This is a genomic window from Streptomyces sp. NPDC047042, assembly GCF_040644035.1.
Classification (GTDB): domain Bacteria; phylum Actinomycetota; class Actinomycetes; order Streptomycetales; family Streptomycetaceae; genus Streptomyces.
The window spans coordinates 187806-208583 of the sequence record NZ_JBEYVP010000015.1 but is presented as its reverse complement, the minus strand read 5'-3'; the positions used below and the strand labels follow the sequence as shown (position 1 = coordinate 208583).

At 68.8% G+C, this 20778-nt stretch carries 17 protein-coding genes, 1 tRNA gene and 4 pseudogenes; 12 read left to right on the top strand and 10 right to left on the bottom strand.

Annotated features, from left to right (window positions below; all coding sequences use genetic code 11):
- Positions 1-64: 64 nt before the first annotated feature.
- From ABZ855_RS19655 to ABZ855_RS19615, 9 genes and pseudogenes are all read left to right on the top strand, one after another.
- Positions 65-214, top strand: a pseudogene (locus ABZ855_RS19655) (AraC family transcriptional regulator); the annotation flags it as partial.
- Between the two features lie 13 nt (positions 215-227).
- Positions 228-377, top strand: a pseudogene (locus ABZ855_RS19650) (AraC family transcriptional regulator); the annotation flags it as partial.
- A 13-nt stretch (positions 378-390) separates the two neighbouring features.
- A pseudogene (locus ABZ855_RS19645) lies at positions 391-540 on the top strand (AraC family transcriptional regulator); the annotation flags it as partial.
- A 13-nt stretch (positions 541-553) separates the two neighbouring features.
- A pseudogene (locus tag ABZ855_RS19640) lies at positions 554-736 on the top strand (hypothetical protein); the annotation flags it as partial.
- Between the two features lie 53 nt (positions 737-789).
- Positions 790-1134 (top strand): chorismate mutase, encoded by a 345-nt coding sequence (locus ABZ855_RS19635; RefSeq protein WP_360808383.1) that lies wholly within the window; start codon positions 790-792, stop codon positions 1132-1134.
- 140 nt (positions 1135-1274) lie between these two features.
- Positions 1275-1751, top strand: a complete 477-nt coding sequence (locus ABZ855_RS19630; protein ID WP_360808381.1) for a response regulator — start codon at positions 1275-1277, stop codon at positions 1749-1751.
- A gap of 160 nt (positions 1752-1911) precedes the next feature.
- On the top strand, positions 1912-4419 hold the full coding sequence (pepN, locus tag ABZ855_RS19625) for an aminopeptidase N (protein ID WP_360808379.1): 2508 nt from the start codon (positions 1912-1914) through the stop codon (positions 4417-4419).
- A 215-nt stretch (positions 4420-4634) separates the two neighbouring features.
- Positions 4635-5999 (top strand): aminotransferase class V-fold PLP-dependent enzyme, encoded by a 1365-nt coding sequence (locus ABZ855_RS19620; RefSeq protein ID WP_360808377.1) that lies wholly within the window; start codon positions 4635-4637, stop codon positions 5997-5999.
- Positions 5996-7474, top strand: coding sequence for a SidA/IucD/PvdA family monooxygenase (locus ABZ855_RS19615; protein ID WP_360808375.1), 1479 nt, complete (start codon positions 5996-5998; stop codon positions 7472-7474). Before ABZ855_RS19620 ends, ABZ855_RS19615 begins: the two co-directional genes overlap by 4 nt.
- A gap of 33 nt (positions 7475-7507) precedes the next feature.
- On the opposite strand, the gene ABZ855_RS19610 is transcribed toward ABZ855_RS19615, so the two are convergent.
- Complete coding sequence (locus ABZ855_RS19610) at positions 7508-9322, bottom strand: 5'-nucleotidase C-terminal domain-containing protein (RefSeq protein ID WP_360808373.1); 1815 nt, start codon at positions 9320-9322, stop codon at positions 7508-7510.
- A gap of 149 nt (positions 9323-9471) precedes the next feature.
- Here ABZ855_RS19610 and ABZ855_RS19605 point away from each other — a divergent pair, with 149 nt between their 5' ends.
- Together ABZ855_RS19605 and pyk are read left to right on the top strand one after the other, a co-directional pair.
- Positions 9472-10209, top strand: coding sequence for an SIMPL domain-containing protein (locus ABZ855_RS19605; RefSeq protein WP_360808371.1), 738 nt, complete (start codon positions 9472-9474; stop codon positions 10207-10209).
- Between the two features lie 134 nt (positions 10210-10343).
- A complete protein-coding gene (pyk, locus tag ABZ855_RS19600; RefSeq protein ID WP_360808369.1) occupies positions 10344-11780 on the top strand; it encodes a pyruvate kinase in 1437 nt (478 codons plus the stop codon).
- Positions 11781-11801: 21 nt separating this feature from the next.
- Here pyk and ABZ855_RS19595 read toward each other — a convergent pair whose 3' ends face one another.
- Positions 11802-12578, bottom strand: coding sequence for a helix-turn-helix domain-containing protein (locus tag ABZ855_RS19595; protein WP_360808367.1), 777 nt, complete (start codon positions 12576-12578; stop codon positions 11802-11804).
- Positions 12579-12658: 80 nt separating this feature from the next.
- Positions 12659-12742: transfer RNA gene (locus ABZ855_RS19590), tRNA-Leu, on the bottom strand.
- 93 nt (positions 12743-12835) lie between these two features.
- Between ABZ855_RS19590 and ABZ855_RS19585 the strand changes: the two genes are divergently transcribed.
- Positions 12836-13492: a response regulator gene (locus ABZ855_RS19585; protein WP_319199594.1), complete on the top strand. Its 657-nt coding sequence runs from the start codon at positions 12836-12838 to the stop codon at positions 13490-13492.
- Positions 13493-13581: 89 nt separating this feature from the next.
- Here ABZ855_RS19585 and ABZ855_RS19580 read toward each other — a convergent pair whose 3' ends face one another.
- The 7 genes from ABZ855_RS19580 to ABZ855_RS19550 form a co-directional block, all read right to left on the bottom strand.
- Positions 13582-14298, bottom strand: coding sequence for an ABC transporter ATP-binding protein (locus ABZ855_RS19580; protein ID WP_360808364.1), 717 nt, complete (start codon positions 14296-14298; stop codon positions 13582-13584).
- The gene (locus tag ABZ855_RS19575) at positions 14295-15167 is read right to left on the bottom strand and encodes an ABC transporter ATP-binding protein (protein ID WP_360808362.1); all 873 of its coding nucleotides are present in this window, start codon (positions 15165-15167) and stop codon (positions 14295-14297) included. The genes ABZ855_RS19580 and ABZ855_RS19575 overlap by 4 nt, the downstream gene beginning before the upstream one ends.
- Positions 15168-15172: 5 nt before the next feature.
- Positions 15173-16945 carry a branched-chain amino acid ABC transporter permease gene (locus tag ABZ855_RS19570; RefSeq protein ID WP_360808437.1) on the bottom strand — a complete coding sequence of 591 codons (1773 nt, stop codon included), beginning with the start codon at positions 16943-16945 and terminating at the stop codon, positions 15173-15175.
- Between the two features lie 5 nt (positions 16946-16950).
- A complete protein-coding gene (locus ABZ855_RS19565; RefSeq protein ID WP_360808360.1) occupies positions 16951-17883 on the bottom strand; it encodes a branched-chain amino acid ABC transporter permease in 933 nt (310 codons plus the stop codon).
- A gap of 108 nt (positions 17884-17991) precedes the next feature.
- Positions 17992-19209, bottom strand: a complete 1218-nt coding sequence (locus ABZ855_RS19560; RefSeq protein WP_360808358.1) for a branched-chain amino acid ABC transporter substrate-binding protein — start codon at positions 19207-19209, stop codon at positions 17992-17994.
- Positions 19210-19448: 239 nt separating this feature from the next.
- A complete protein-coding gene (locus ABZ855_RS19555) occupies positions 19449-20126 on the bottom strand; it encodes a hypothetical protein (protein WP_360808356.1) in 678 nt (225 codons plus the stop codon).
- A 171-nt stretch (positions 20127-20297) separates the two neighbouring features.
- On the bottom strand, positions 20298-20762 hold the full coding sequence (locus ABZ855_RS19550; protein ID WP_360808354.1) for a hotdog fold thioesterase: 465 nt from the start codon (positions 20760-20762) through the stop codon (positions 20298-20300).
- Positions 20763-20778 lie beyond the last annotated feature (16 nt).

Genomic DNA, 20778 nt, shown 5'->3' with positions numbered 1-20778 from the left:
GTTCCCGACCCTGCCGACCCGCCGTTGATCGAACGTCCGCATGCCGGGTAGCGCCCGGGGTTCCGCCTGTTTCTCGCGCCTGTTCGCCCGCCGCGCTGGCATGGCCCCCGTCCGCTTCCGCGTCCAGCGGCGACGCACTGTCCTTGGCGGCTGGAGCGACCGTGTTCCCGACCCTGCCGACCCGCCGTTGATCGAACGTCCGCATGCCGGGTAGCGCCCGGGGTTCCGCCTGTTTCTCGCGCCTGTTCGCCCGCCGCGCCGGCGTGGCCCCCGTCCGCTTCCGCGTCCAGCGGCCACGCACTGTCCTTGGCGGCTGGAGCGACCGTGTTCCCGATCCCGCCGATCCACCGTTGATCGAACGTCCGCATGCCGGGTAGCGCCCGGGGTTCTGCCTGTTTCTCGCGCCTGTTCGCCCGCCGCGCTGGCATGGCCCCCGTCCGCTTCCGCGTCCAGCGGCGACGCGCTGTCCTTGGCGGCTGGAGCGACCGTGTTCCCGACCCTGCCGACCCGCCGTTGATCGAACGTCCGCATGCCGGGTAGCGCCCGGGGTTCTGCCTGTTTCTCGCGCCTGTTCGCCCGCCGCGTCGGCATGGCCCCCGTCCGCTTCCGTGCCCAGCGGCGACGCGCCGTCCCCGGCGGCTGGAGCAACCGTGTCCACGGCCCCGCCGACCCCCGAAAGTCGAACACCCGTACGTCACGTAACGCCGAGATCGCGCCTACCTCACCCACCCCGTGAAACCCCGACGCCCCACGCGTCCGCCCGATTCGCGCCACGTAATGTGGACGCCCATGACCACCAGCAACAACCGTGAAGTCGACCCCGCGATCCGCGCGGAACTGGGGCGGCTGCGCGAGAGCATCGACAACATCGACGCCGCCGTTGTCCACATGCTCGCCGAGCGCTTCAAGTGCACCCAGCAGGTCGGCCACCTCAAAGCCGCCCATCAGCTGCCCGCCGCCGACCCCAACCGCGAGGCCCAGCAGATCGCCCGGCTGCGCCGACTCGCCGAAAGCGCCAACCTCGATCCCGCCTTCGCCGAGAAACTCCTCAACTTCATCATCGCCGAGGTGATCCGACACCACGAACGCATCGCCGACGACGCCCTGAACGGCGGGAAACCGCCGGTGAGTTGACCACCGGGGCGTGACAGCCGGGCACCCGCGGGGCATGCTGCGCAGTGCACGCAATGTGCACTCGCGGTGAGGCGACGAGCACTGCGCGTCAGCAGCCACGGGCACCTGTTGGTTGTCCACACGGGAGGGGACGTCGGGCCATGCCGTCGGATGCCAGGATCCTCATCGTCGACGACCACGAGGACACCCTCTACGCCCTGGAGAGCGCCCTGGCCCCCCTCGGCCACCCGCTCGCCCGCGCCACCAGCGGCGACGAGGCGCTCAAACAGGTACTGCGCGGGCAGGTCGGCCTCCTCCTGCTCGACGTCCGCATGCCCGGCGACGGCGGCCTCGACGTCGTGCGCTACCTGCGCCGCCTCGAACAGACCCAGCACATCCCCGTCGTCCTGCTCACCGGCTTCGGCCCCGACGCCGAACTCACCTCCGCCGCCTTCCGACTCGGCGTCGCCGACCTCGTCACCAAACCCATCGACCCCTGGACCCTGCGCACCAAGGTCCGCTACCTCTACGACGCCCACCGCCGCCACCAGGCCCTCGAACAGGAAGTGCGGGACCTCCGCGCCCTCGTCAAGGACCACGACACACTCACCCACGCCCTGGAGGACGACCGCGCCTAGCGCGCCGCGCCCACGCACCGCCAACGGGCCGCGAACGGGCCGCGAACGGCCCACAAACGGTCTCGCGAGCCGCACCGGAGGCAGGGGCGCACGAACGGACAAACACCGTGTACCGATCCGCCCCTGTGCCCTGTCAGCGGCATCAGGCAGCATGTCCTCCATGTCCGTACTGACGCGCGACGAAGCGCAAGCCCGTGCCACCCTCCTGGACGTCCACCGGTACACGGTCGAACTCGACCTCACCACCGGGGACGACACCTTCGACTCCCGTACCGTGATCCGCTTCGCGGTGACGGCGGGCCACACCGGCGCGGACACATTCGTCGAGGTCAGGCCCGCCGAGCTGCGCTCCGCCACCCTCGACGGCCGCCCCCTGGACACCAGCACCCTCACCGACGGCCGACTGCCCCTGACCGGCCTCGCCGAGGGCGAGCACGAACTGCGCGTGGACGCCGCGATGCGCTACTCCCGCACCGGCGAGGGCATGCACCGCTTCACCGACCCCGTCGACAACGAGACCTACCTCTACACCCAGATGTCCCTGGAGGACGCGGCCGCCGTCTTCGCCAACTTCAACCAGCCCGACCTCAAGGCCGTCTTCGAGTTCACCGTCCGCGCCCCCGAGGGCTGGACCGTCCTCGCCAACGGCATCACCACCGAGACCGCCGACGGACTCTGGCAGGCCGCCCCCACCCCCCGCATCTCCACCTACCTCGTCGCCGTCGCCGCCGGCCCCTGGCACTCCGTCCGCAGCGAACACCGCGGCCTCCCCTTCGGCCTCCACTGCCGCCGCTCCCTCGCCCCCCACCTCGACGCCGACGCCGACGAACTCCTCGACATCACGCGCGCGTGCTACGACCGCTACCACGAGAAGTTCGAGGAGCCCTACCCCTTCGACTCCTACGACCAGGCGTTCGTCCCCGAGTTCAACTTCGGCGCCATGGAGAACCCCGGCCTCGTCACCTTCCGCGACGAGTTCGTCTACCGCTCCGCCGTCACCGACACCGAACGCCAGACCCGCGCCATGGTCATCGCCCACGAGATGGCCCACATGTGGTTCGGCGACCTCGTCACCCTCCAGTGGTGGGACGACATCTGGCTCAACGAGTCCTTCGCCGAGTACATGGGCTACCAGACCCTCACCGAAGCCACCCGCTACACCGACACCTGGACCGACTTCGGCGTCTCCCGCAAGGCCTGGGGCTACGACGCCGACCAGCGCCCCTCCACTCACCCCGTCGCCCCCGAAGCCGTCGACGACACCGCCGCCGCCCTCGTCAACTTCGACGGCATCTCCTACGCCAAGGGCGCCTCCGCCCTGCGCCAACTCGTCGCCTGGCTCGGCGAGAAGGACTTCCTCACCGGCATCAACACCCACTTCGCCCGGCACAAGTTCGGCAACGCCACCCTCGCCGACTTCATCGACTCCCTCGCCGCCACCACCGAACGCGACGTCCACGCCTGGGCCGACGCCTGGCTGCGCACCACCGGCGTCGACACCCTCACCCCACGCCTCACCAACGGCGACGCGGCCGGCTACACCCTCACCGTCCGCCACGACGGCACCCGCCCCCACCGCGTCGCCATAGGCCTCTACGACCACGACGTGGCCGGCGACGGCACCCTCGCCCTCCGCGAGCGCCTCGACCTCGACATCCCGCAGGACGCCCCGCACCCCATCGGCAAACGCCCCGCCCTGCTCCTCGTCAACGACGGCGACCTGACCTACGCCAAGGTCCGCTTCGACACCGAGTCCTTCAAGACCGTCCGCAGCGCCCTCTCCGGCATCCCCGACCCGCTCACCCGCGCCGTCGTCTGGAACGCCCTGCGCGACGCCGTACGCGACGGCCAACTCCCGCCCGCCGACTACCTGGAGACCGTCCGCGCCCACCTCCCGCGCGAAACGGACCTCGCCCTCGTCCAGGGCGTCCTCACCTTCGCCTCCACCGTCGTCGCCGACCGCTACCTGCCCCCGCGGGAACGCCCCGCGGCCCTCGCCACCCTCGCCTCACTGTGCCGCGACCTCATCCGCCGCACCGAGGACGGCGACCACCCCGGCCTGCGCCTCATCGCCGTACGCCACTTCATCGCCGTCGCCGCCCACCCCGACACCATCGCCGCCTGGCTCGCCGACGGCACCGTCCCCGGCGGCCCCGAACTCGACCCCGAACTGCGCTGGCGTGTCCTGGCCCGCCTCGCCGTACTGGGCGCCACCGACGAGACGGAGATCGACGCGGAACTCGCCCGCGACCCCAGCGCCTCCGGCCAGGAAGGCGCCGCCCGCTGCCGCGCCGCACTGCCCGACCCCGAGACCAAACGCCGCGCCTGGGAACAGATGTTCACCGAGGACACCCTCTCCAACTACCTCTTCGTCGCCACCGCCCAGGGCTTCTGGCAGCCCGAACAGACCGACCTCACCGAGGAGTACGTCAAGCGGTACTGGACCGACGCCGTCGCCGTCGCCGCCCGCCGAGGCCCCGCCATGGCCGACGCCGCCGGCCGCTGGGCCTTCCCGGCGGGCGCCGTCACCCCCGAAACCCTCCGGCTCGGCGAGAAGTGCCTGCGCGACGCCGCCCCCATACCGTCCCTGAGCCGCAAACTCATCGACCAGCTCGACGACCTGGCGCGCGCACTGCGCGTCCGGGAAGGGGCTTCGGAACAGGCGTAACGCCCCAGGAACGCCCCAGCGGGCCGGAACGGGCACGGACAACCGACCGGCGCACAGGCGCGCGCGTGGGGCAGGGGACACCCCCTGCCCCCCCACACCCGCCCCACGCAACCCCCGTACCCCCTTTCGGGTTCCGATCGTTGGTCTTCCCGGGCGCGTCGCCCCAGCCCCGTCCAAGCTGGAACTCCCCAGCCACGCGCCCCGGGAGGACCACCATGCGCATACCGCCCCTCGCCTCGGGCGCCCAAGGCCCCGACGCCCTGCGGCCGTTGCTCGACACGGTCCTCGACGCCCTCGCCGAAGGCGGACACGCGCGCCGAGGCCCCCTCCCGGCCGGCGGACCCGCCACCGTCGCCCAGCGCATGCGCGACGCCCTCGGAGACGTCCTGCCCGACCAGGGCGACCCGGGCGCCCTCCACGACCTCGTACGCGCCCTGGCCGAAGGCGCCGCCGACCCCGCCCACCCCCACTGCGCCGCCCACCTCCACTGCCCACCCCTCGCCGTCGCCACCGCCGCCGATCTCGCAGCCTGCGTCCTCAACCCGTCCCTCGACTCCTGGGACCAGGCCCCGGCCGCCTCCGAACTCGAAACCCTCGTCACCCGCGCCCTCGCCGCCGAGACCGGCGCCGCCGACGCCCTCGTCACCACCGGCGGCACCGAGTCCAACCAACTCGCCCTGCTCCTCGCCCGCGAGGCCCACCCCGGCGTCCGCCTCGTCCACGGCGCCAACGCCCACCACTCCCTGCCCCGCGCCGCCTGGCTCCTCGGACTCCCCGAATCCGTCGTGATCCCCGCCCCCGCCGGCACCCTCGATCCCGCCGCCCTCGACGAAGCCCTGACGGCACTGGCAGGCCCCCGCGGCTCCCTCCTCGTCGCCGCCACCGCCGGCACCACCGACGCCGGACTCATCGACCCACTGCCCCAGATCGCCGCCCTCTGCGCCGTCCACGGCGCCCGACTCCACATCGACGCCGCCTACGGCGGGGGACTCCTCTTCAGCCAACGCCACCGCCCCAAACTCACCGGCCTCGAACACGCCGACACCGTCACCCTCGACCTGCACAAACTCGGCTGGCAACCCGTCGCCGCAGGCCTCCTCACCGTCAAGAACCCGGGCGACCTCACCGCCCTCGCCCACCGCGCCGACTACCTCAACGCCGACGACGACACCGAAGCAGGCCTCCCCGACCTCCTCGGCCGCTCGCTGCGCACCACCCGACGACCCGACATCCTCAAAATCGCCGTCACCCTCAAAACCCTCGGCCGCCAAGGACTCGCCGCCCTCGTCGACCAGGTCTGCGAGCACGCCCAGGAGTTCGCCCGCCAGATCCAGGACCACCCCGGCTTCGAACTCCACGACGCGCCCACCATCAGCACCGTCCTCTTCCGGCCCGTCGAAGCAACCGACGACGCCGTAGCCGACGTACGCCGGAAACTCCTCCACGACGGCCGCGCCGTCCTCGGCCGCGCCCACCTCGACGGCCGCCTCTGGCTCAAAGCCACCCTCCTCAACCCCCACACCCGCCCCGACGACCTGGCAGCACTCCTGAGACTTGTGGAAGGAAACACCCCCCGATGACACCCCCCACACCCGCCGACATCCCGGCCCCCGGCGCCCCCGCCCCCGACACCCCGGACACCCCCCACGACCTCGTCGGCATCGGCATCGGCCCCTGCAACCTCTCCCTCGCAGCCCTCGCCCAGCCCCTCCCCGACCTCGACACCGTCTTCTACGAACAACACCCCCGCTTCGACTGGCACCCCGGTCTCCTCATCGACGGCTCCACCGTCCAAGTCCCCTTCCTCGCCGACCTGGTCACCCTCGCCGACCCCACCAGCCCCTGGTCCTTCCTCAGCTACCTCAAGAGCCTCGACCGGCTCTTCCCGTTCTACTTCGCCGAGCGCTTCCACACGCGGCGCGCCGAATACGACGCCTACTGCCGCTGGGTCAGCCAGAACCTCCCCCGACTCCACTTCGGACACCAGGTCGACGCCGTCCGCTGGAACCCCGAACGAGACGTCTTCGAAGTCGACTACACCCAACTCGACACCGACGGCGAAGCCGAAGCTCTCGGCCGCACCTACACGAAGAACGTCGTCCTCGGCATCGGCAGCGAGCCCTACATCCCCGAACCCCTCAAACCCCTCGTCGAAGCCCCCACCGTGCCCGTCCTGCACGCGGCCGACTACCTCGCCCACCGCGACCGGCTCCTCACCGCCGAACACGTCACCGTCATCGGCTCAGGACAGACCGGCGCCGAGATCTTCCTCGACCTCCTGCGCCACCGCCCCGCCGGACGCGAGAAAATCCACTGGCTGGGCCGGACCGAAGCCTTCGCCCCCATGGAGTACTCCAAACTCGGCCTCGAACACTTCACCCCCGACCACACCCGCTACTTCCACGCCCTCACCGAACCCGTACGCGACCGCCTCATCGCCGCCCAATGGCAACTCCACAAGGGCATCAGCGCCGACACCATCGCCGCCATCCACGACGAGCTCTACCACCACACCCTCCACGGCGGCTGGCCCGACGCCGTCCTCACCCCCGGCGTCCACGTCCGCACCGCCGGCCGCGTCGCCACCACCAAAGTCGAACTCCACCTCGAACACACCCAACAGGGCACCCGCTCCCGCCTCACCACAGACGCCGTCGTCCTCGCCACCGGCTACCGAGACCGCCCCCTCGACCGCATCCTCGCCGGCCTCGACCCCTACCTCCGCCGCGACAACGCCCAACGCCCCCGCATCGACGAACAGTTCAGACTCGTCCTCGACCCCGCCATCACCGGCACCGGCAGCCACGTCTACGTCCAGAACGCCGAACTCCACACCCACGGCGTCGGCACCCCAGACCTCGGACTCGTCGCCTGGCGCAGCGCCGCCATCCTCAACTCCCTCACCGGCAGCGCCCCCTACCCCCAACCCACCCGAACCGCCTTCACCACCTTCGGCCTCGACCAACCCCTGCCCGCCGTCCCCACCCCCCGACAGAGCCAGGAACGAGAAAAGGGCCAGCACCATGTGCTGACCCCCCTCGTCGACGGAATCTGAGGCAGCCCGCCACCAGAAACCGCAGACCGCCGGCTAGAACACCGGCGTACCGTCCCGCGTCAACTTCCAGTCCACCGACGCGAACTCCTTCGGATCCAGCACACCCTTCGCCGTCACCCACTCGGAGATCCGCGTCCGGATCTCCGTCGACTCCGACCACAACTCCGGCGCCGACGCCACATGCGGGAAGGCCCCGCCACCGTTGGCACGGTAGTTGTTCACCGCGAACACGAACTGCTGGGCGTCATCCAGCGCCACACCGTTGTAGGCCAGGTTCTTGATCCGCGAACCCGCCGCCTGCGCGATGTCGATGTCGTACGTCAACCCCGACACATAGTCGTAGTTGTAGTCCGGCCGGTTCTCCGCGTTCGTCAGCTTCTCCACGTCAACAGGCGCCCCCGCCGCCGTCCGCACGAAATACTGCGCCGAGTACTCCAGGTACGCCCGCACCTGCGCGCCCGTCAGCAGCTTCGCGACCAGCGTGTTGTCGTACACATACAGACTCGACAGATCCCGGATCGTCACCTCGCCGGCCGGGATCTCCGACGTCCGCGAGAACGGCGACGCCTGCGCGATCACCGGCAGCGACGCGTACGACGTCCCCACCATCGCCGCCCTGACCACGTCCTCCTGGACCTTCGTGATCAGGTCGATGATCGGAGCGTCCTTGTAACGCGCCTCCACCGTCGTCAACGTGTCCGTCGCCGTACCGACCACCTGGTTGACGTACGCCACGACCACGTCGTGCTCGTCCTTCAGCAGCTTGGTGATCCTCGGGTCGTCCGCGACCGTCTTCGAGTCGCGCACACTCGCCGCGACCGACTCGACGGCCCACTTCCCCTTCTCGAAGACCAGCTCGACATCGAACAGCGACAACCGCTCCGCGTACGCCAACGGCTCCGACAGCACCACCGTCTTCCCGGTCGCCGTGTTCGTGACCTTCAGCTCCGCGATCTCCGTGTGCGCGTGCCCCACCAGAATCGCGTCGATCCCCGGCACCTGCTGCGCCACCAGCGCCGCCGAGTTCTCGATGTACGGCAACTGGTCACCGTACGAAGAAGTGCCGGACGACCCCGAGTGCGCCGACACCACCACCACGTCCGCGCCCATCGAACGCAGCTTCGGCACCCACTTCGCCGCCTGCTCCTCCAGACCCGGGAACGTCAGCTTCCCCTGCACATACGCCTTGTCCCAGATCGCGATACCCGGGTTCGTCAGCCCCAGCACCGCCACCTTGACCGGCGGAGCACCCTTCACCTGGAACGTCTTCATGAAGTACGGAGGAAACGCCGGCTTCAGCGTCTTCGCGTCCAGCGCGTTCGCACCCAGCAGCGGGAAACGGCACTGCGACTCGAACTTGCGCAGCGTCTCGATGCCGTAGTTGAACTCGTGGTTCCCGAGCGCCACCGCGTCGTACCCGATCGCGTTCATCGCCTGCGCCATCGGATGCACCGGACCACCCTTCGCGGTGATCGGGTCCACCTTCGCGTAGTAGTACGTCAGCGGAGTGCCCTGAATCGTGTCGCCCGCGTCGAGCAGCAGCGTGTTGCAACGCCCCTTCTCCCTGCGGACCTGCTCCACCAGCGTCGAGATACGGGCCAGCCCCTGCGCGTTGCCCTTCGCGTCGGAGTACTCCGCGTTCTTGAAGTAGTCCCAGTTGAAGATGTGCCCGTGCAGATCCGTCGTCCCCATCACGGTCAGCGAGTACCGCTTCACCGGCTTCGAAGGCTTCACAGGCTTCCCTCCCTCCGCGGCCTCAGCCGCCGGAGCCACGACAGCACTGGTCAGCGCCACCCCCGCACCCGTCACAGCGGACTTCTTCAGGAACTTCCGGCGGTTCAACGGCATGTTTCGTGCTCCTTGGGGAATGGTCAACGACGCGCGTAGATTCTGACCCGAGCATGACCGGCGGCAACAGCCCCCGAAGGTTTCGATCTGGTGACCGGCAGACACCGCAACACCGTCCGCGACCACCGCACGAGTGACACAGTGGGCGCATGACCTCCACCCCGGAGAACCCCACAGCAACCACCACCGCCCCCACCGCCGTCCCCTACGGCACCCCCGACGCCCCCCGCATCGCCGTCCGCGGCGAAGCCCACCTCGAAGTCGACCCCGAGATCGCCCGCATCGGCATCACCGTCAGCGCACGAGGCACCGACCGCCGCTCCGCACTGGACGACCTCACCCGCCGCAACGCCACCGTCCTCGACCTGGTGAAAACATACGGCGACGCGGTGGAACGCCTCGAAACGGGAGCCTTCACCATCGCCCCCGAACTCACCAGACACGGCCGCGCCGAACGCGTCCGCGCCTACCACGGCCGCGTCCACCTCACCGCCGACCTCACCGACTTCACCGCCCTCGGCGAACTGACCAGCCGCCTCGCCGACCTCGACCTCACCCGCGTCGACGGCCCCTGGTGGGCCCTGCGCCCCGACTCCCCGGCCCACCGCGACGCCCGCCGACAGGCGGTGAGAGAAGCCGTCCAACGGGCGCGCGAATACGCCGAGGCCCTCGGCACCACCCTCGCCGCCCTCGTCGAACTGGCGGACGTCGGCGCGGAGGCCGCACAGCCCATGGAGTACGGAGTCCAGTCCCGCTCCCTGCGCCGCGCCGCCTTCGCCGGCGCCGAGGTCGCGGACGAGGCGGCACCCCTCGACCTGGAACCACAGCGCCAACAAGTCTTCGCACAGGTGAACGCACGCTTCACGATGGTGCCGCCGAACTTGTGAATCGGGGCCCCGAAACGCTCATCGGAGCACCCCCTCGCCCACTTCAACAGTTGGCAACAACCCTTCACTCAACGGTTGTTGAGTCGTCATGCAGGGCCAATTCGCTACCCACCGGTAAGGCCTACGCTCGAAGTATGCGCCGAGCAAAGATCGTCTGTACCCTGGGCCCCGCCACCGACTCGTACGACCAGATCAAGGCACTGGTCGAGGCCGGAATGGACGTGGCCCGCTTCAACCTCAGCCACGGCTCCTACGCCGAACACGAGGTGCGTTACCAGCACGTCCGCAAGGCCGCCGACGAAACCGGCCGCAGCATCGGCCTCCTCGCCGACCTTCAAGGCCCGAAGATCCGGCTCGGCCGCTTCACCGAAGGCCCCGTACTCCTCGAACGCGGCGACACCTTCACCATCACCGTCGAAGAAGGCGTCGAGGGCGACCGCCACACCTGCGGAACCACCTACGCGGGCCTCGCCGCCGACGTCACCCCCGGCGAACGCGTCCTCGTCGACGACGGCAAGGTCTGCCTCGAAGTCACCGCCGTCGACGGACCCCGCGTCCACACCAAGGTCGTCGAAGGCGGAGTCGTCTCCGACCACAAGGGCCTCAACCTCCCCGGCGTAGCAGTCTCGGTCCCCGCACTCTCCGACAAGGACGAGGCGGACCTGCGCTGGGCCCTGCGCACCGGCTTCGACGTCATCGCCCTCTCCTTCGTCCGCAATGGACGCGACATCGACGACGTCCACCGCATCATGGACGAGGAACACCGCCGCCTCCCCGTCATCGCCAAGGTCGAGAAGCCCCAGGCCGTCGACGCCATCGACGACATCGTCGCCGCCTTCGACGGCATCATGGTCGCCCGCGGCGACCTCGGCGTCGAGATGCCCCTCGAACAGGTCCCGATCGTCCAGAAGCGCGCCATCAAGCTCGCGAAGCGCAACGCCAAGCCGGTCATCGTCGCCACCCAGATGCTCGACTCGATGATCGAGAACTCCCGCCCGACCCGCGCCGAGGCCTCGGACGTCGCGAACGCGGTCATCGACGGCACGGACGCGGTGATGCTGTCCGGCGAGACGAGCGTGGGCAAGTACGCCGTCGAGACGGTACGCACGATGGCGAAGATCGTGGAAGCGGCCGAGGAGGACATCCTGGCCAAGGGCCTGCCTCCTCTCACGGACCGCAACAAGCCCCGCACCCAGGGCGGCGCGGTGGCCCGGGCGGCGGCCGAGATGGGGGACTTCCTCGGTGCGAAGTTCCTGGTGGCGTTCACCCAGTCCGGCGACACGGTGAAGCGGCTGTCCCGGTACAGGTCCCCGATCCCCCTCCTGGCCTTCACCCCGGACCCGGCGACGCGGTCCCAGCTGACGCTGACGTGGGGCGTGGAGACGTATCTAGGCCCGCATGTCGAGTCCACGGACGCGATGGTGGACCAGGTGGACGAGCTGCTGCTGAAGTACGGACGCTGCCAGAAGGGAGACGTGGTGGTGATCACGGCGGGCTCACCCCCCGGGGTCTCCGGCTCGACGAACCTGGTCAGGGTCCACCACATCGGCGAGGACGACAGCCCGAAGTAGGGCGTGCGGGCCCTACGCGGTTCAGTGCTTGGGGCCCACGTGGAGGTCCATCAGGGCTACGGAGGCTTTGCGGGCGACGGAGATGTTGCGGAAGTTCGCCTGCTTCCAGTCGACACCAACCTTGTCGAGGGTGTCGGTGTAAAGCCGCCTGATGTCCTCGGAGAGATTGGTGAAGAAGTACCGCGGGTATTCGTAGCGCTTCTTTTCGCCCGCGATGAGGCGCGTGGTCCAGTTGGTCATGCGGCAGCCGTCCGAGTGAACGAGCCCTCGGATGAACTGCCAGGGGTGTGAATCGACGATCGTCTGTTGCCATGGTTCGAGAGCGATGACGCGTTCGTGCTTCTTGCCGGTCCCGTGCTGGGGGAACAGACAGCGAAGGTGGTTGGAGTAGAGCTTCACGTCGTGGCAACCGATCTTGGCGGCGCGACAGACGGCGTTGTCCGGAAAGACCGTGCGCATGGCCACCTCGCACTCGTCCATGAGGCCGGGCCAGGAGTCGTCGCAGGTGATTACGAGACTGGGACTCCGGTGACCAGACCAGTGGGCGATGTAGCCATCGCCCAGATAGAGGCCCAGCAGATATGCGTACGCGGCCCCGTCGAGGGGCCGATCGTCGCACCGGGGACACATCGGCTCTGGTCGCCCCGGGCATTCGTTGCGCTTTGAACGGTCCACGTGGAGCCACTTGCCGACAGTGCCCACGGGGACGTTGAGTTGCCGGGCGACATCCACGTTCCGCGTGCCCTCACGCAAGAGCGCGACTGCGTTCTGTCGCACGTCAGTGCCGTGAAATTTCATGCGAACACTCTGTGTCACTGATCGCGACGGCGCGCAGCAAAAAGCGGATGTTCACGAGATCGTGGACATCCGCTTTGGGGTGCCGGGTATGGGATTCGAACCCACATGTCCTTTCGGACAGAGGTGTTTGAGACCTCCGCGTCAGCCAATTGCGCCAACCCGGCCTGAGTGCTGTTCGGAGTGTACCCGGTGACCACAGTCGGCATCACATAGGTAGGCTCTTGCCAGCAGCATTCTGCCCTGAACAAGGAGCCCCCGTGACCGCCCCCGAGTCGCCCCAGCCCGCAGACGCGCCCGACGACGACAAGTCGCACGTGCCTCCGCTGACGACCCGTGTCGTCATCGCCGAGGACGAGGCGCTCATTCGGCTCGATCTCAAGGAGATGCTCGAAGAGGAGGGCTACTCCGTCGTCGGTGAGGCCGGCGACGGTGAGGAGGCCGTCGAGCTCGCCCGTGAGCACCGCCCCGACCTCGTCATCCTCGACGTGAAGATGCCCAAGCTCGACGGCATCTCGGCCGCCGAGAAGATCGCCGCCGAGTCCATCGCCCCCGTGCTGATGCTCACCGCCTTCTCGCAGCGCGACCTCGTCGAGCGGGCCAGGGACGCCGGGGCCATGGCGTACCTGGTGAAGCCGTTCAGCAAGAGCGACGTCGTACCGGCGATCGAGATGGCCGTCTCGCGGTTCAACGAGCTGCGGACGCTGGAGAAGGAGATCGCGGACCTCACCCAGCGCCTGGAGACCCGCAAGCTGGTCGACCGCGCCAAGTCGGTCCTGCAGACGGAGTACGGGCTGTCGGAGCCCGCCGCGTTCCGTTGGATCCAGAAGACGTCGATGGACCGGCGTATGTCGATGCAGCAGGTCGCCGAGGCGGTCATCGCGGACGCCGAGGAGAAGAAGGCCGCCAAGGGCTGACGCGGCCACAGAGGCACGCAGGTGTACGAGTGAGGCCCGCACCCCCGGCCGGGGGTGCGGGCCTCACTCATACATACCGTCCTGGGACGTCAGTCCTCGCCCAGGTACGCCTTGCGGACCGAGTCGTCGTGCAGCAGGTGCTCGCCGGTGCCGGAGAGCACGATGTTGCCGACCTCCATGACGTGTCCCTGGTCGGCGAGGGAGAGCGCCGCCTGGGCGTTCTGCTCGACGAGGAGGATGGTCATGCCGGATGCCTTGAGTTCGGCGATGGTGGCCATGATCTTCTGCATCATGATCGGGGAGAGGCCCATGGAGGGCTCGTCGAGCATGAGCAGCTTGGGCTGGGACATCAGGGCGCGGCCCATGGCGAGCATCTGCTGTTCGCCGCCGGAGAGGGTGCCTGCTGCCTGCTTCCTGCGTTCGCCCAGGATGGGGAAGAGGTCGTAGGCGCGCTGGATGTCTTTTTCGATGCCTGCCTTGTCGGTGCGCAGGAACGCGCCGAGCTGGAGGTTCTCGGTGATCGTCAGCTGAGGGAAGATGTGGCGTCCCTCGGGGGAGTGGGCGAGGCCCAGGGCGACGATCTTGTGGGCGGGGATGCCGGTGAGTGGCTTGCCGTCGAAGATGACGCGGCCGCTGCTGGGCTTGAGGAGCCCGGAGAGGGTGCGCAGGGTGGTGGTCTTGCCGGCGCCGTTCGTGCCGATGAGGGTGACGATCTGGCCGGCTTCGACGGTGAAGGAGATGCCCTTGACGGCTTCGATCTTGCCGTAGGCGACCTTGAGGTCCTCGACCTCGAGCAGGGCGGTCACTGGGCGGGTCCTTCCGTGCTGGTGGTGCTCTTCGCTCCGGAGGCCTCGGCGGCTTCGACTTCGGCGATCTCCTCGGCGCCGGGGGCGCCTTCGAAGGGGGTGCCGAGGTAGGCGGCGATGACGCGGTCGTCGTTCTGGACGACGTCGGAGGTGCCTTCGACGAGTTTTTCGCCTTGGACGAGACAGGCGACGCGGTCGCTGAGGTTGAAGATGAAGCGCATGTCGTGCTCGATGACGAGGACGGCCATGCCCCGGTCGCGGATGGCGAAGACGAGGTCTTCGGTCGCGCGGGTCTCCTGGGGGTTCATGCCGGCGGTGGGCTCGTCCAGGAGGAGGAGGCCGGGTTCGCTGGCCATGGCCCGGGCGATCTCGAGCTTGCGCTGTTCGCCGTAGGGGAGGTTGCGGGAGAGGTGGTCGGCCTTGTGGGCGAGGCCGATGAACTCGAGGAGTTCCATGGCGCGTTCGCGGGAGGCGGCTTCGGCCTTGCGGAAGCCGGGGCCGCGAAGGAGGGCCGACCAGAGGCCTTCCTTGGTGCGGGTGTGGCGGCCCACGAGGACGTTTTCCAGGACGGTCATGTTGGCGAAGAGCCGGATGTTCTGGAAGGTCCGGGCGATGCCGGCGCTGGTGACCAGGTGGGGTTTGGGCGGGAGGACCTTGCCCTTGTAGGCGACTGTGCCCTCGGTGGGGACGTAGAGGCCGGTGAGGCAGTTGAAGAAGGTGGTCTTGCCCGCGCCGTTGGGGCCGATGAGGCCGACGATCTCGCCGGTGTTGACGGTGAGGTCGACGTTGCGTACGGCGGTGAGGCCGCCGAAGCGCATGGTGACGCCGGTTGCCTGGAGGACGGGGCTGGTGGCCGTGGTGGTGGTCATGCTGGTCACGCCCCTGCCTTGGTGACGCCGACGGTGGTGTCGGGGAGGCCGTCTTCGGGGATGTCGAGTTGGCCTGTGTCGTGGAATTCGAGCTGGCGGCGCCGGTTGGCGATGATGCCTTCGGGCCGGAAGCGCATGAGGACCACGAGGGCGATGCCGAAGGCGAAGAGCTGGTACTCCTTGAGGAAGCCGAGCTTCTCGGGGAGGAGGTAGAGGAGGGTGGCGCCGAGGATGGGGCCGTTGACGGTGCCCATGCCGCCGAGGACGACCGCGGCGAGCAGGAAGGCGGAGTTCGGCGGTACGGAGCCGGCGAACTGGTAGGGGGCGGGGTTGACGCTGTAGCCGACGTGGGCGCTGACGGTGCCGGCGAGGCCGGCGAGGGAGGCGCCGAGGGCGAAGGCGATGAGCTTGACGCGGAAGCCGTTGATGCCCATGGCGGTGGCGGCGGTCTCGTCCTCGCGGATGGCGATCCAGGAGCGGCCGATGCGGGAGTCCGCGGCCCTGTTGAAGACGACCACGACGATCGCGGTGATGATCAGCATCAGCAGGAAGTAGTTCGCGAACCGGCCGAGGGTGATCGAGCCGATGTCGTGCGAGGTTCCGAAGTTGAAGCCGAAGATCTCCAGGTCGGGGATCATCGAGATGCCGTTGGGGCCGTTGGTGATGTTGGGGCCGGAGGTGCCGTCGAGGTTGTTGACGGTGATGCGGAAGATCTCTCCGAAGCCCAGGGTGACGATGGCGAGGTAGTCGCCGCGCAGTCGCAGGGTGGGGGCGCCGATGAGGACGCCGAAGACGAGTGAGGCGAGCATGCCGGTGAGCATGGCGGCCCAGAAGGGGAACTGGACGCCGGAGAACCGGGAGAACTCGGAGCCGGAGACGAGGGCGGCCGCGTAGGCGCCGACGCCGAGGAAGGCGACGTATCCGAGGTCGAGGAGGCCGGTGAGGCCGACGACGATGTTGAGGCCGAGGGCGACGGTGGCGACGACGAGGATGTTCACGCCGAGGTTGGAGTTGTGTTCGTCGTTCTCGACGAAGGGGAAGAGTGCCGCGGCGAGGAACGCCATGGAGGTGGCGAAGCCCTTGTGGCGGGCGTTGAGTTCCGCGAGGCGGTCGAAGAGTCCGGCGGTGAGGAGTGCCCAGGCGCCGAAGATGACAAGCAGCAGATAGCCAAGGAACGTTTCGCTGGCCTCGGGGTCGACGCCGATGCCGTAGGCGAAGACGACCAGGGCGACGGCGGTGGCCGCGGAGATCACCAGGCGTTCGACCCAGCCGGGGAGCCTGCCCGCCGCGGGGATGTTCTCCGGCTTGGTGAGGTAGCTCTTGGGAGTGTCGCCGGGCTGGGGGAGCGCGAGGGCGCCGAGGAGGGCAGCGAGTGAGGCGATCGCGGCGATGTAGGCGCCGGGGTCGAGGGCTACGAGGCCCTTGAGGTCGACGGCGATGGCGATGGCGGTGAACCAGCTGACGGCGAACGCGGAGGTGGCGGCGAGGGCGACGGGCGCGGTGGCGCCTGCCGGGTTGAGCCAGTTGAGGCCGCGTACGTTCCAGAGGGTGAGCGCGTACAGGAGGGTGAGGACGCCGGCGACGAGGGCGAGGATCTGCAGTCCGGCGGGGGAGCCGTAGTAGGTGAGGTCCCCGGGGAATTCGGACGTGTAGGTCCAGGACATGAACGTGCTGGCGATGGTGCCGACGGCGCCTATGGCGACGAGGGCGCGGGCGGCGTTCTGCGGGAGTGCGATGAGGCCGCGCGGGGTGGCTGTGGTCTTGTCGGTGGTTGCCATGGTGGTCACGCCCTGTCCGCGACGCGTTCGCCGACCAGGCCTTGTGGCCTGAACAGCAGGACGAGGATGAGCAGGACGAAGGCCCATACGGAGGCCCAGCCGCCGCCGCCGAGCTGCTGCATACCGGGGATGCCGTCGATGTAGGAGGTGGCGAGGGTTTCGGCGAGGCCGAGGACGAGGCCGCCGATCATGGCGCCGTAGATGTTGCCGATGCCGCCGAGGACGGCGGCGGTGAAGGCCTTGAGGCCCATCTGGAAGCCCATGTCGTACTTGACGGAGCCGTAGCGCAGGCCGTAGGCGACGGCGGCGACCGCTGCGAAGAACCCGCCGATGGCGAAGGCGATCACGATGATGCGGTTGGTGTCGATGCCCATGAGCTGTGCGGTGTCGGGGTCCTGCGCGGTGGCCTGCATGGCGCGGCCGGTGCGCGAGAGGTTGACGAAGAGGGCGAGGGCCGCCATGCAGAGGGGGGCCGCGACGATGACGAACACGGAGCCGCTGCTGACGCTGACGGAGCCGAGGTGCCAGGGACCGAAGGGGAGCTGGGGGAAGTTGATGTCGGTCTTGGCGTCGGGGTACCAGTTGAAGACGGCCTGCTGGAGGGCGAGGGAGAGGCCGATGGCGGTGATGAGGGGTGCCAGGCGTGGTGCTCCGCGCAGTGGTCGGTAGGCGAAGCGTTCGGCTCCGACGGCGATGAGGACGGAGACGATTCCGCCGCCGATGAGCATGGCCGGCAGGGCTAGCCACATGGATGTGCCGTTGGGCAGGACGTAGAGGTAGACCGTGAGTGCGCCGAAGCCGCCGGTCATGAAGATCTCGCCATGGGCGAAGTTGATGAGCTGGACGATGCCGTACACCATCGTGTAACCGATGGCGATCAGCCCGTACATCGAGCCGAGGAACAGCCCGTTGGCCAGCTGCTGCGGCAGAGTGTTCACCGCATGGCCTCCATGTGGGTGGTGGGAGTGAGCAGGGCGTGGAACGGGCCGCGCGGTGACGGGTGGTCATGGCCGCGCGGCCCGGGGTGGTGCTAGCGGCGGTGGGGATCAGCCGTTGAACGTGCCGCTCTTGACGGCCTTCCACTTGCCGTCGACGACCTGGTAGACGGTGAGCTGCTTGTTGGTGGTGTCACCGTACTCGTCGAAGGAGACGGGGCCGGCGATGCCGTCGAACTTGGTCTTCTGCACCTCGTCGACGATCTTGGCGCGGGCGTCGGCCGGGATCTTGCCGTCCTTCACGACGTTGCCGATCGCCTTGATGATGGCGGTGGCGGCGTCGTAGGAGTAGCCGCCGTAGGTGCCGTAGTCGCCCTTGAGGCCGGAGGCCTTGTACTTCTTGATGAAGTCCGCGGCGGAGGCGAGGGAGTCGACGGGCTGGCCGACGGAGGTGACGAGGTCGCCTTCGGAGGTCTTGCCGGCGGTCTGGATGTAGGTGTCGGAGAACATGCCGTCGCCACCGAACAGCGGGATCTTGGAGCCGCCGTCCTTGAGCTGCTTGGTGAGCTTCTCCGACTCGTCGTACTGGCCGCCGTAGTAGACGAGGTCGGCCTTGGAGTTCTTGATCTTGGTGACGAGGGCCGAGAAGTCGGTGTCGCCGGTGTTGACGTGGTCGTCGCCGGCCACCTTGCCGCCGGACTTGGTGAAGCCGGCCTTGAAGAGCTTGGCCAGGCCGGCGCCGTAGGTCTGCTTGTCGTCGACGATGAAGACGTTGCGCTTCTTGAGCGTGTTGTACGCGTAGTCGGCCGCGAAGCCGCCCTGGAGGGCGTCGGTGGTGGCGGTGCGGAAGTACGTCTTGAAGGGACGCGTCTTCGTCGTCTGCCAGTTCTTGCCCTGGGTGAGCTCGGGCGCCGTGTTGGAGGGCGAGATCTGGACCAGGTTGGCGGTGGCGAAGACCTGCTGCATCTGGGTGGCGACGCCGGAGTTCAGCGGGCCGACGACGCCGAGGACCTTGTCGTTGCTGACGAGCTGGGTGGCGTTCTGCTGGCCGCTGGCGGGGATCGCCTTGTCGTCGAGGGCGACGACCTTGAAGGTGACGCCGGGGACGGTGTTGTTCTTGTTGGCGTCGTCGACGGCGATCTGTACGCCACCCTGGATGCCGAGGCCGGTGGCGGAGTTCTGGCCGGTCAGCGGGGCGTCTACGCCGATGATGATCTCGGTCTTTTTGTCGGTGTCGCCTCCCTTGTCGTCGCGCGAACCGCAGGCGGTCAGTGCGAGTGCTCCGGTGGTGAGCATGGAGGTGAGTACGACGAAAGAACGCTGACGCACGATTAAATCCTCTCCCTGGCGCAGCGGCCCTGCTGGGCTGCCGTGTGTCTCGCCGGGCCGTACTGGGTGGAGCAGGTCGTGCTGTAGACGCGCCCGGCGGCGCGGTGACTGGCCGTGACTCTAAGCCCCTCGGTGGGTGGGAGCATATGGGAGGGCTTGCTTGTGACTTTCTTGTTATGACGTGTTGATTGATGATCCTTGGCGAACGCGGTTCTCGGCCACTTTGGCCGGAAATATCTTCAGTCCATATTTTGAGAATCAGCGCGTCCGGTTGCCTCTGCCTGTGGCCTTGTGCTTGGCCGCGGGGGCAAAGGGCGGCAGGCCCGGGTGAGGAGCTCGGAGAGGTCGTCGGGGTAGGCGCCGCCGAAGTTGAAACGGTGCTGCTGTATTGCGCGTGTGTTACGCAGCGTTACGTCGAGAAACGGGTGGCGGGTGTCGCGGGGGAGGCGCGCGCAGTCGGCCACCGATATCTGGACGGTGATCCGGCGGGTGGTCCCGGCGGCGATGGCGGAGTTCTGCGCGGGCGAGATACGGGCCGTGAGACCGTCCGATCCGGCGCCGGTGACGCGCAGGGTCACGGGTGGCCCGCTCTGCACGGTCACCGCGAAGCGGAACAGGCCGCTGGCGGGCGTGGAGTCGAAGGTCGCGGCGAGCCCCGTGTACCGGAACGTGGTGACGTTCGCGGGCCAGGGCATGGGGACGAGGGTGCTGGTGGGGGCGGAGTCCTCCGGCGGCAGGAGGGCGATCGCGGCGGCTGTCGTGGCGGCGAGCGCGACGGTGCCGACAACGGCTCTGCGGACCCGTGGCGGCGCGGCCTGCCAGCGGTCCGTGAGGCGTGGTGTGTCGGCACCGATGACTTCGTAAGTCTCTTGCGCGTCCGACGAGTTGACGGGCTCGACGGGGCCGATGCCGGTCATGGTCGCAGCCTCATGGGGGAACGGTAGCAACGGGGGCCGCATTTCAGCCCGTCCGGCTTTACGTAGCAACGAGGGCCCGCATTTCAGCCCGTCCGGCGTTTGAGGACAAGGCCCGTTCAGGGCCGGAGGGGGATCTGGGGGCGCAGCCCCCAGCCAGGGGCCGGCTCGTCCTCAGCCGGCCGCGGACGCGTCTCGCAGCAGACACGTCAGCCGCGCCGTGCACACCCGCTTGCCGGCCTCGTCCGTGATCACGACCTCGTACGTCGCCGTCGAGCGCCCCCGGTGCAGCGGGGTGGCCACGCCGGTGACCAGGCCGGAGCGGGCCCCGCGATGGTGGGTGCAGTTCAGGTCCACGCCCACGGCGATCTTCGAGCTGCCTCCGTGGAGCATGGCCCCGACCGACCCCAGCGTCTCGGCCAGCACCGCGGACGCGCCCCCGTGCAGCAGCCCGTACGGCTGGGTGTTGCCCTCGACGGGCATCGTGCCGACGACACGGTCGGCCGACGCCTCGACGATCTGGACGCCCATCCGGTTGCCGAGGTGTCCCGCGGAGAACATGGCGACCACGTCGATACCGAGCGCCGTGTACTCGTCTATGACCTCTTGCGGGAACCTCACGTGCTGCTGCTCACCCATCGGGTCCGGCTCCGTT

What these genes read in the sequence shown, in the direction of transcription:
- ABZ855_RS19615 (WP_360808375.1), top strand. Translation starts at nt 5,996, where the DNA reads ATGACACCCCCCACACCCGCCGACATCCCGGCCCCCGGCGCCCCCGCC.
- ABZ855_RS19570 (WP_360808437.1), bottom strand. Translation starts at nt 16,945, where the DNA reads ATGGCAACCACCGACAAGACCACAGCCACCCCGCGCGGCCTCATCGCA.
- pepN (WP_360808379.1), top strand. Translation starts at nt 1,912, where the DNA reads ATGTCCGTACTGACGCGCGACGAAGCGCAAGCCCGTGCCACCCTCCTG.
- ABZ855_RS19555 (WP_360808356.1), bottom strand. Translation starts at nt 20,126, where the DNA reads ATGACCGGCATCGGCCCCGTCGAGCCCGTCAACTCGTCGGACGCGCAA.
- pyk (WP_360808369.1), top strand. Translation starts at nt 10,344, where the DNA reads ATGCGCCGAGCAAAGATCGTCTGTACCCTGGGCCCCGCCACCGACTCG.
- ABZ855_RS19630 (WP_360808381.1), top strand. Translation starts at nt 1,275, where the DNA reads ATGCCGTCGGATGCCAGGATCCTCATCGTCGACGACCACGAGGACACC.
- ABZ855_RS19620 (WP_360808377.1), top strand. Translation starts at nt 4,635, where the DNA reads ATGCGCATACCGCCCCTCGCCTCGGGCGCCCAAGGCCCCGACGCCCTG.
- ABZ855_RS19605 (WP_360808371.1), top strand. Translation starts at nt 9,472, where the DNA reads ATGACCTCCACCCCGGAGAACCCCACAGCAACCACCACCGCCCCCACC.
- ABZ855_RS19595 (WP_360808367.1), bottom strand. Translation starts at nt 12,578, where the DNA reads ATGAAATTTCACGGCACTGACGTGCGACAGAACGCAGTCGCGCTCTTG.
- ABZ855_RS19635 (WP_360808383.1), top strand. Translation starts at nt 790, where the DNA reads ATGACCACCAGCAACAACCGTGAAGTCGACCCCGCGATCCGCGCGGAA.
- ABZ855_RS19550 (WP_360808354.1), bottom strand. Translation starts at nt 20,762, where the DNA reads ATGGGTGAGCAGCAGCACGTGAGGTTCCCGCAAGAGGTCATAGACGAG.
- ABZ855_RS19610 (WP_360808373.1), bottom strand. Translation starts at nt 9,322, where the DNA reads ATGCCGTTGAACCGCCGGAAGTTCCTGAAGAAGTCCGCTGTGACGGGT.
- ABZ855_RS19575 (WP_360808362.1), bottom strand. Translation starts at nt 15,167, where the DNA reads ATGACCACCACCACGGCCACCAGCCCCGTCCTCCAGGCAACCGGCGTC.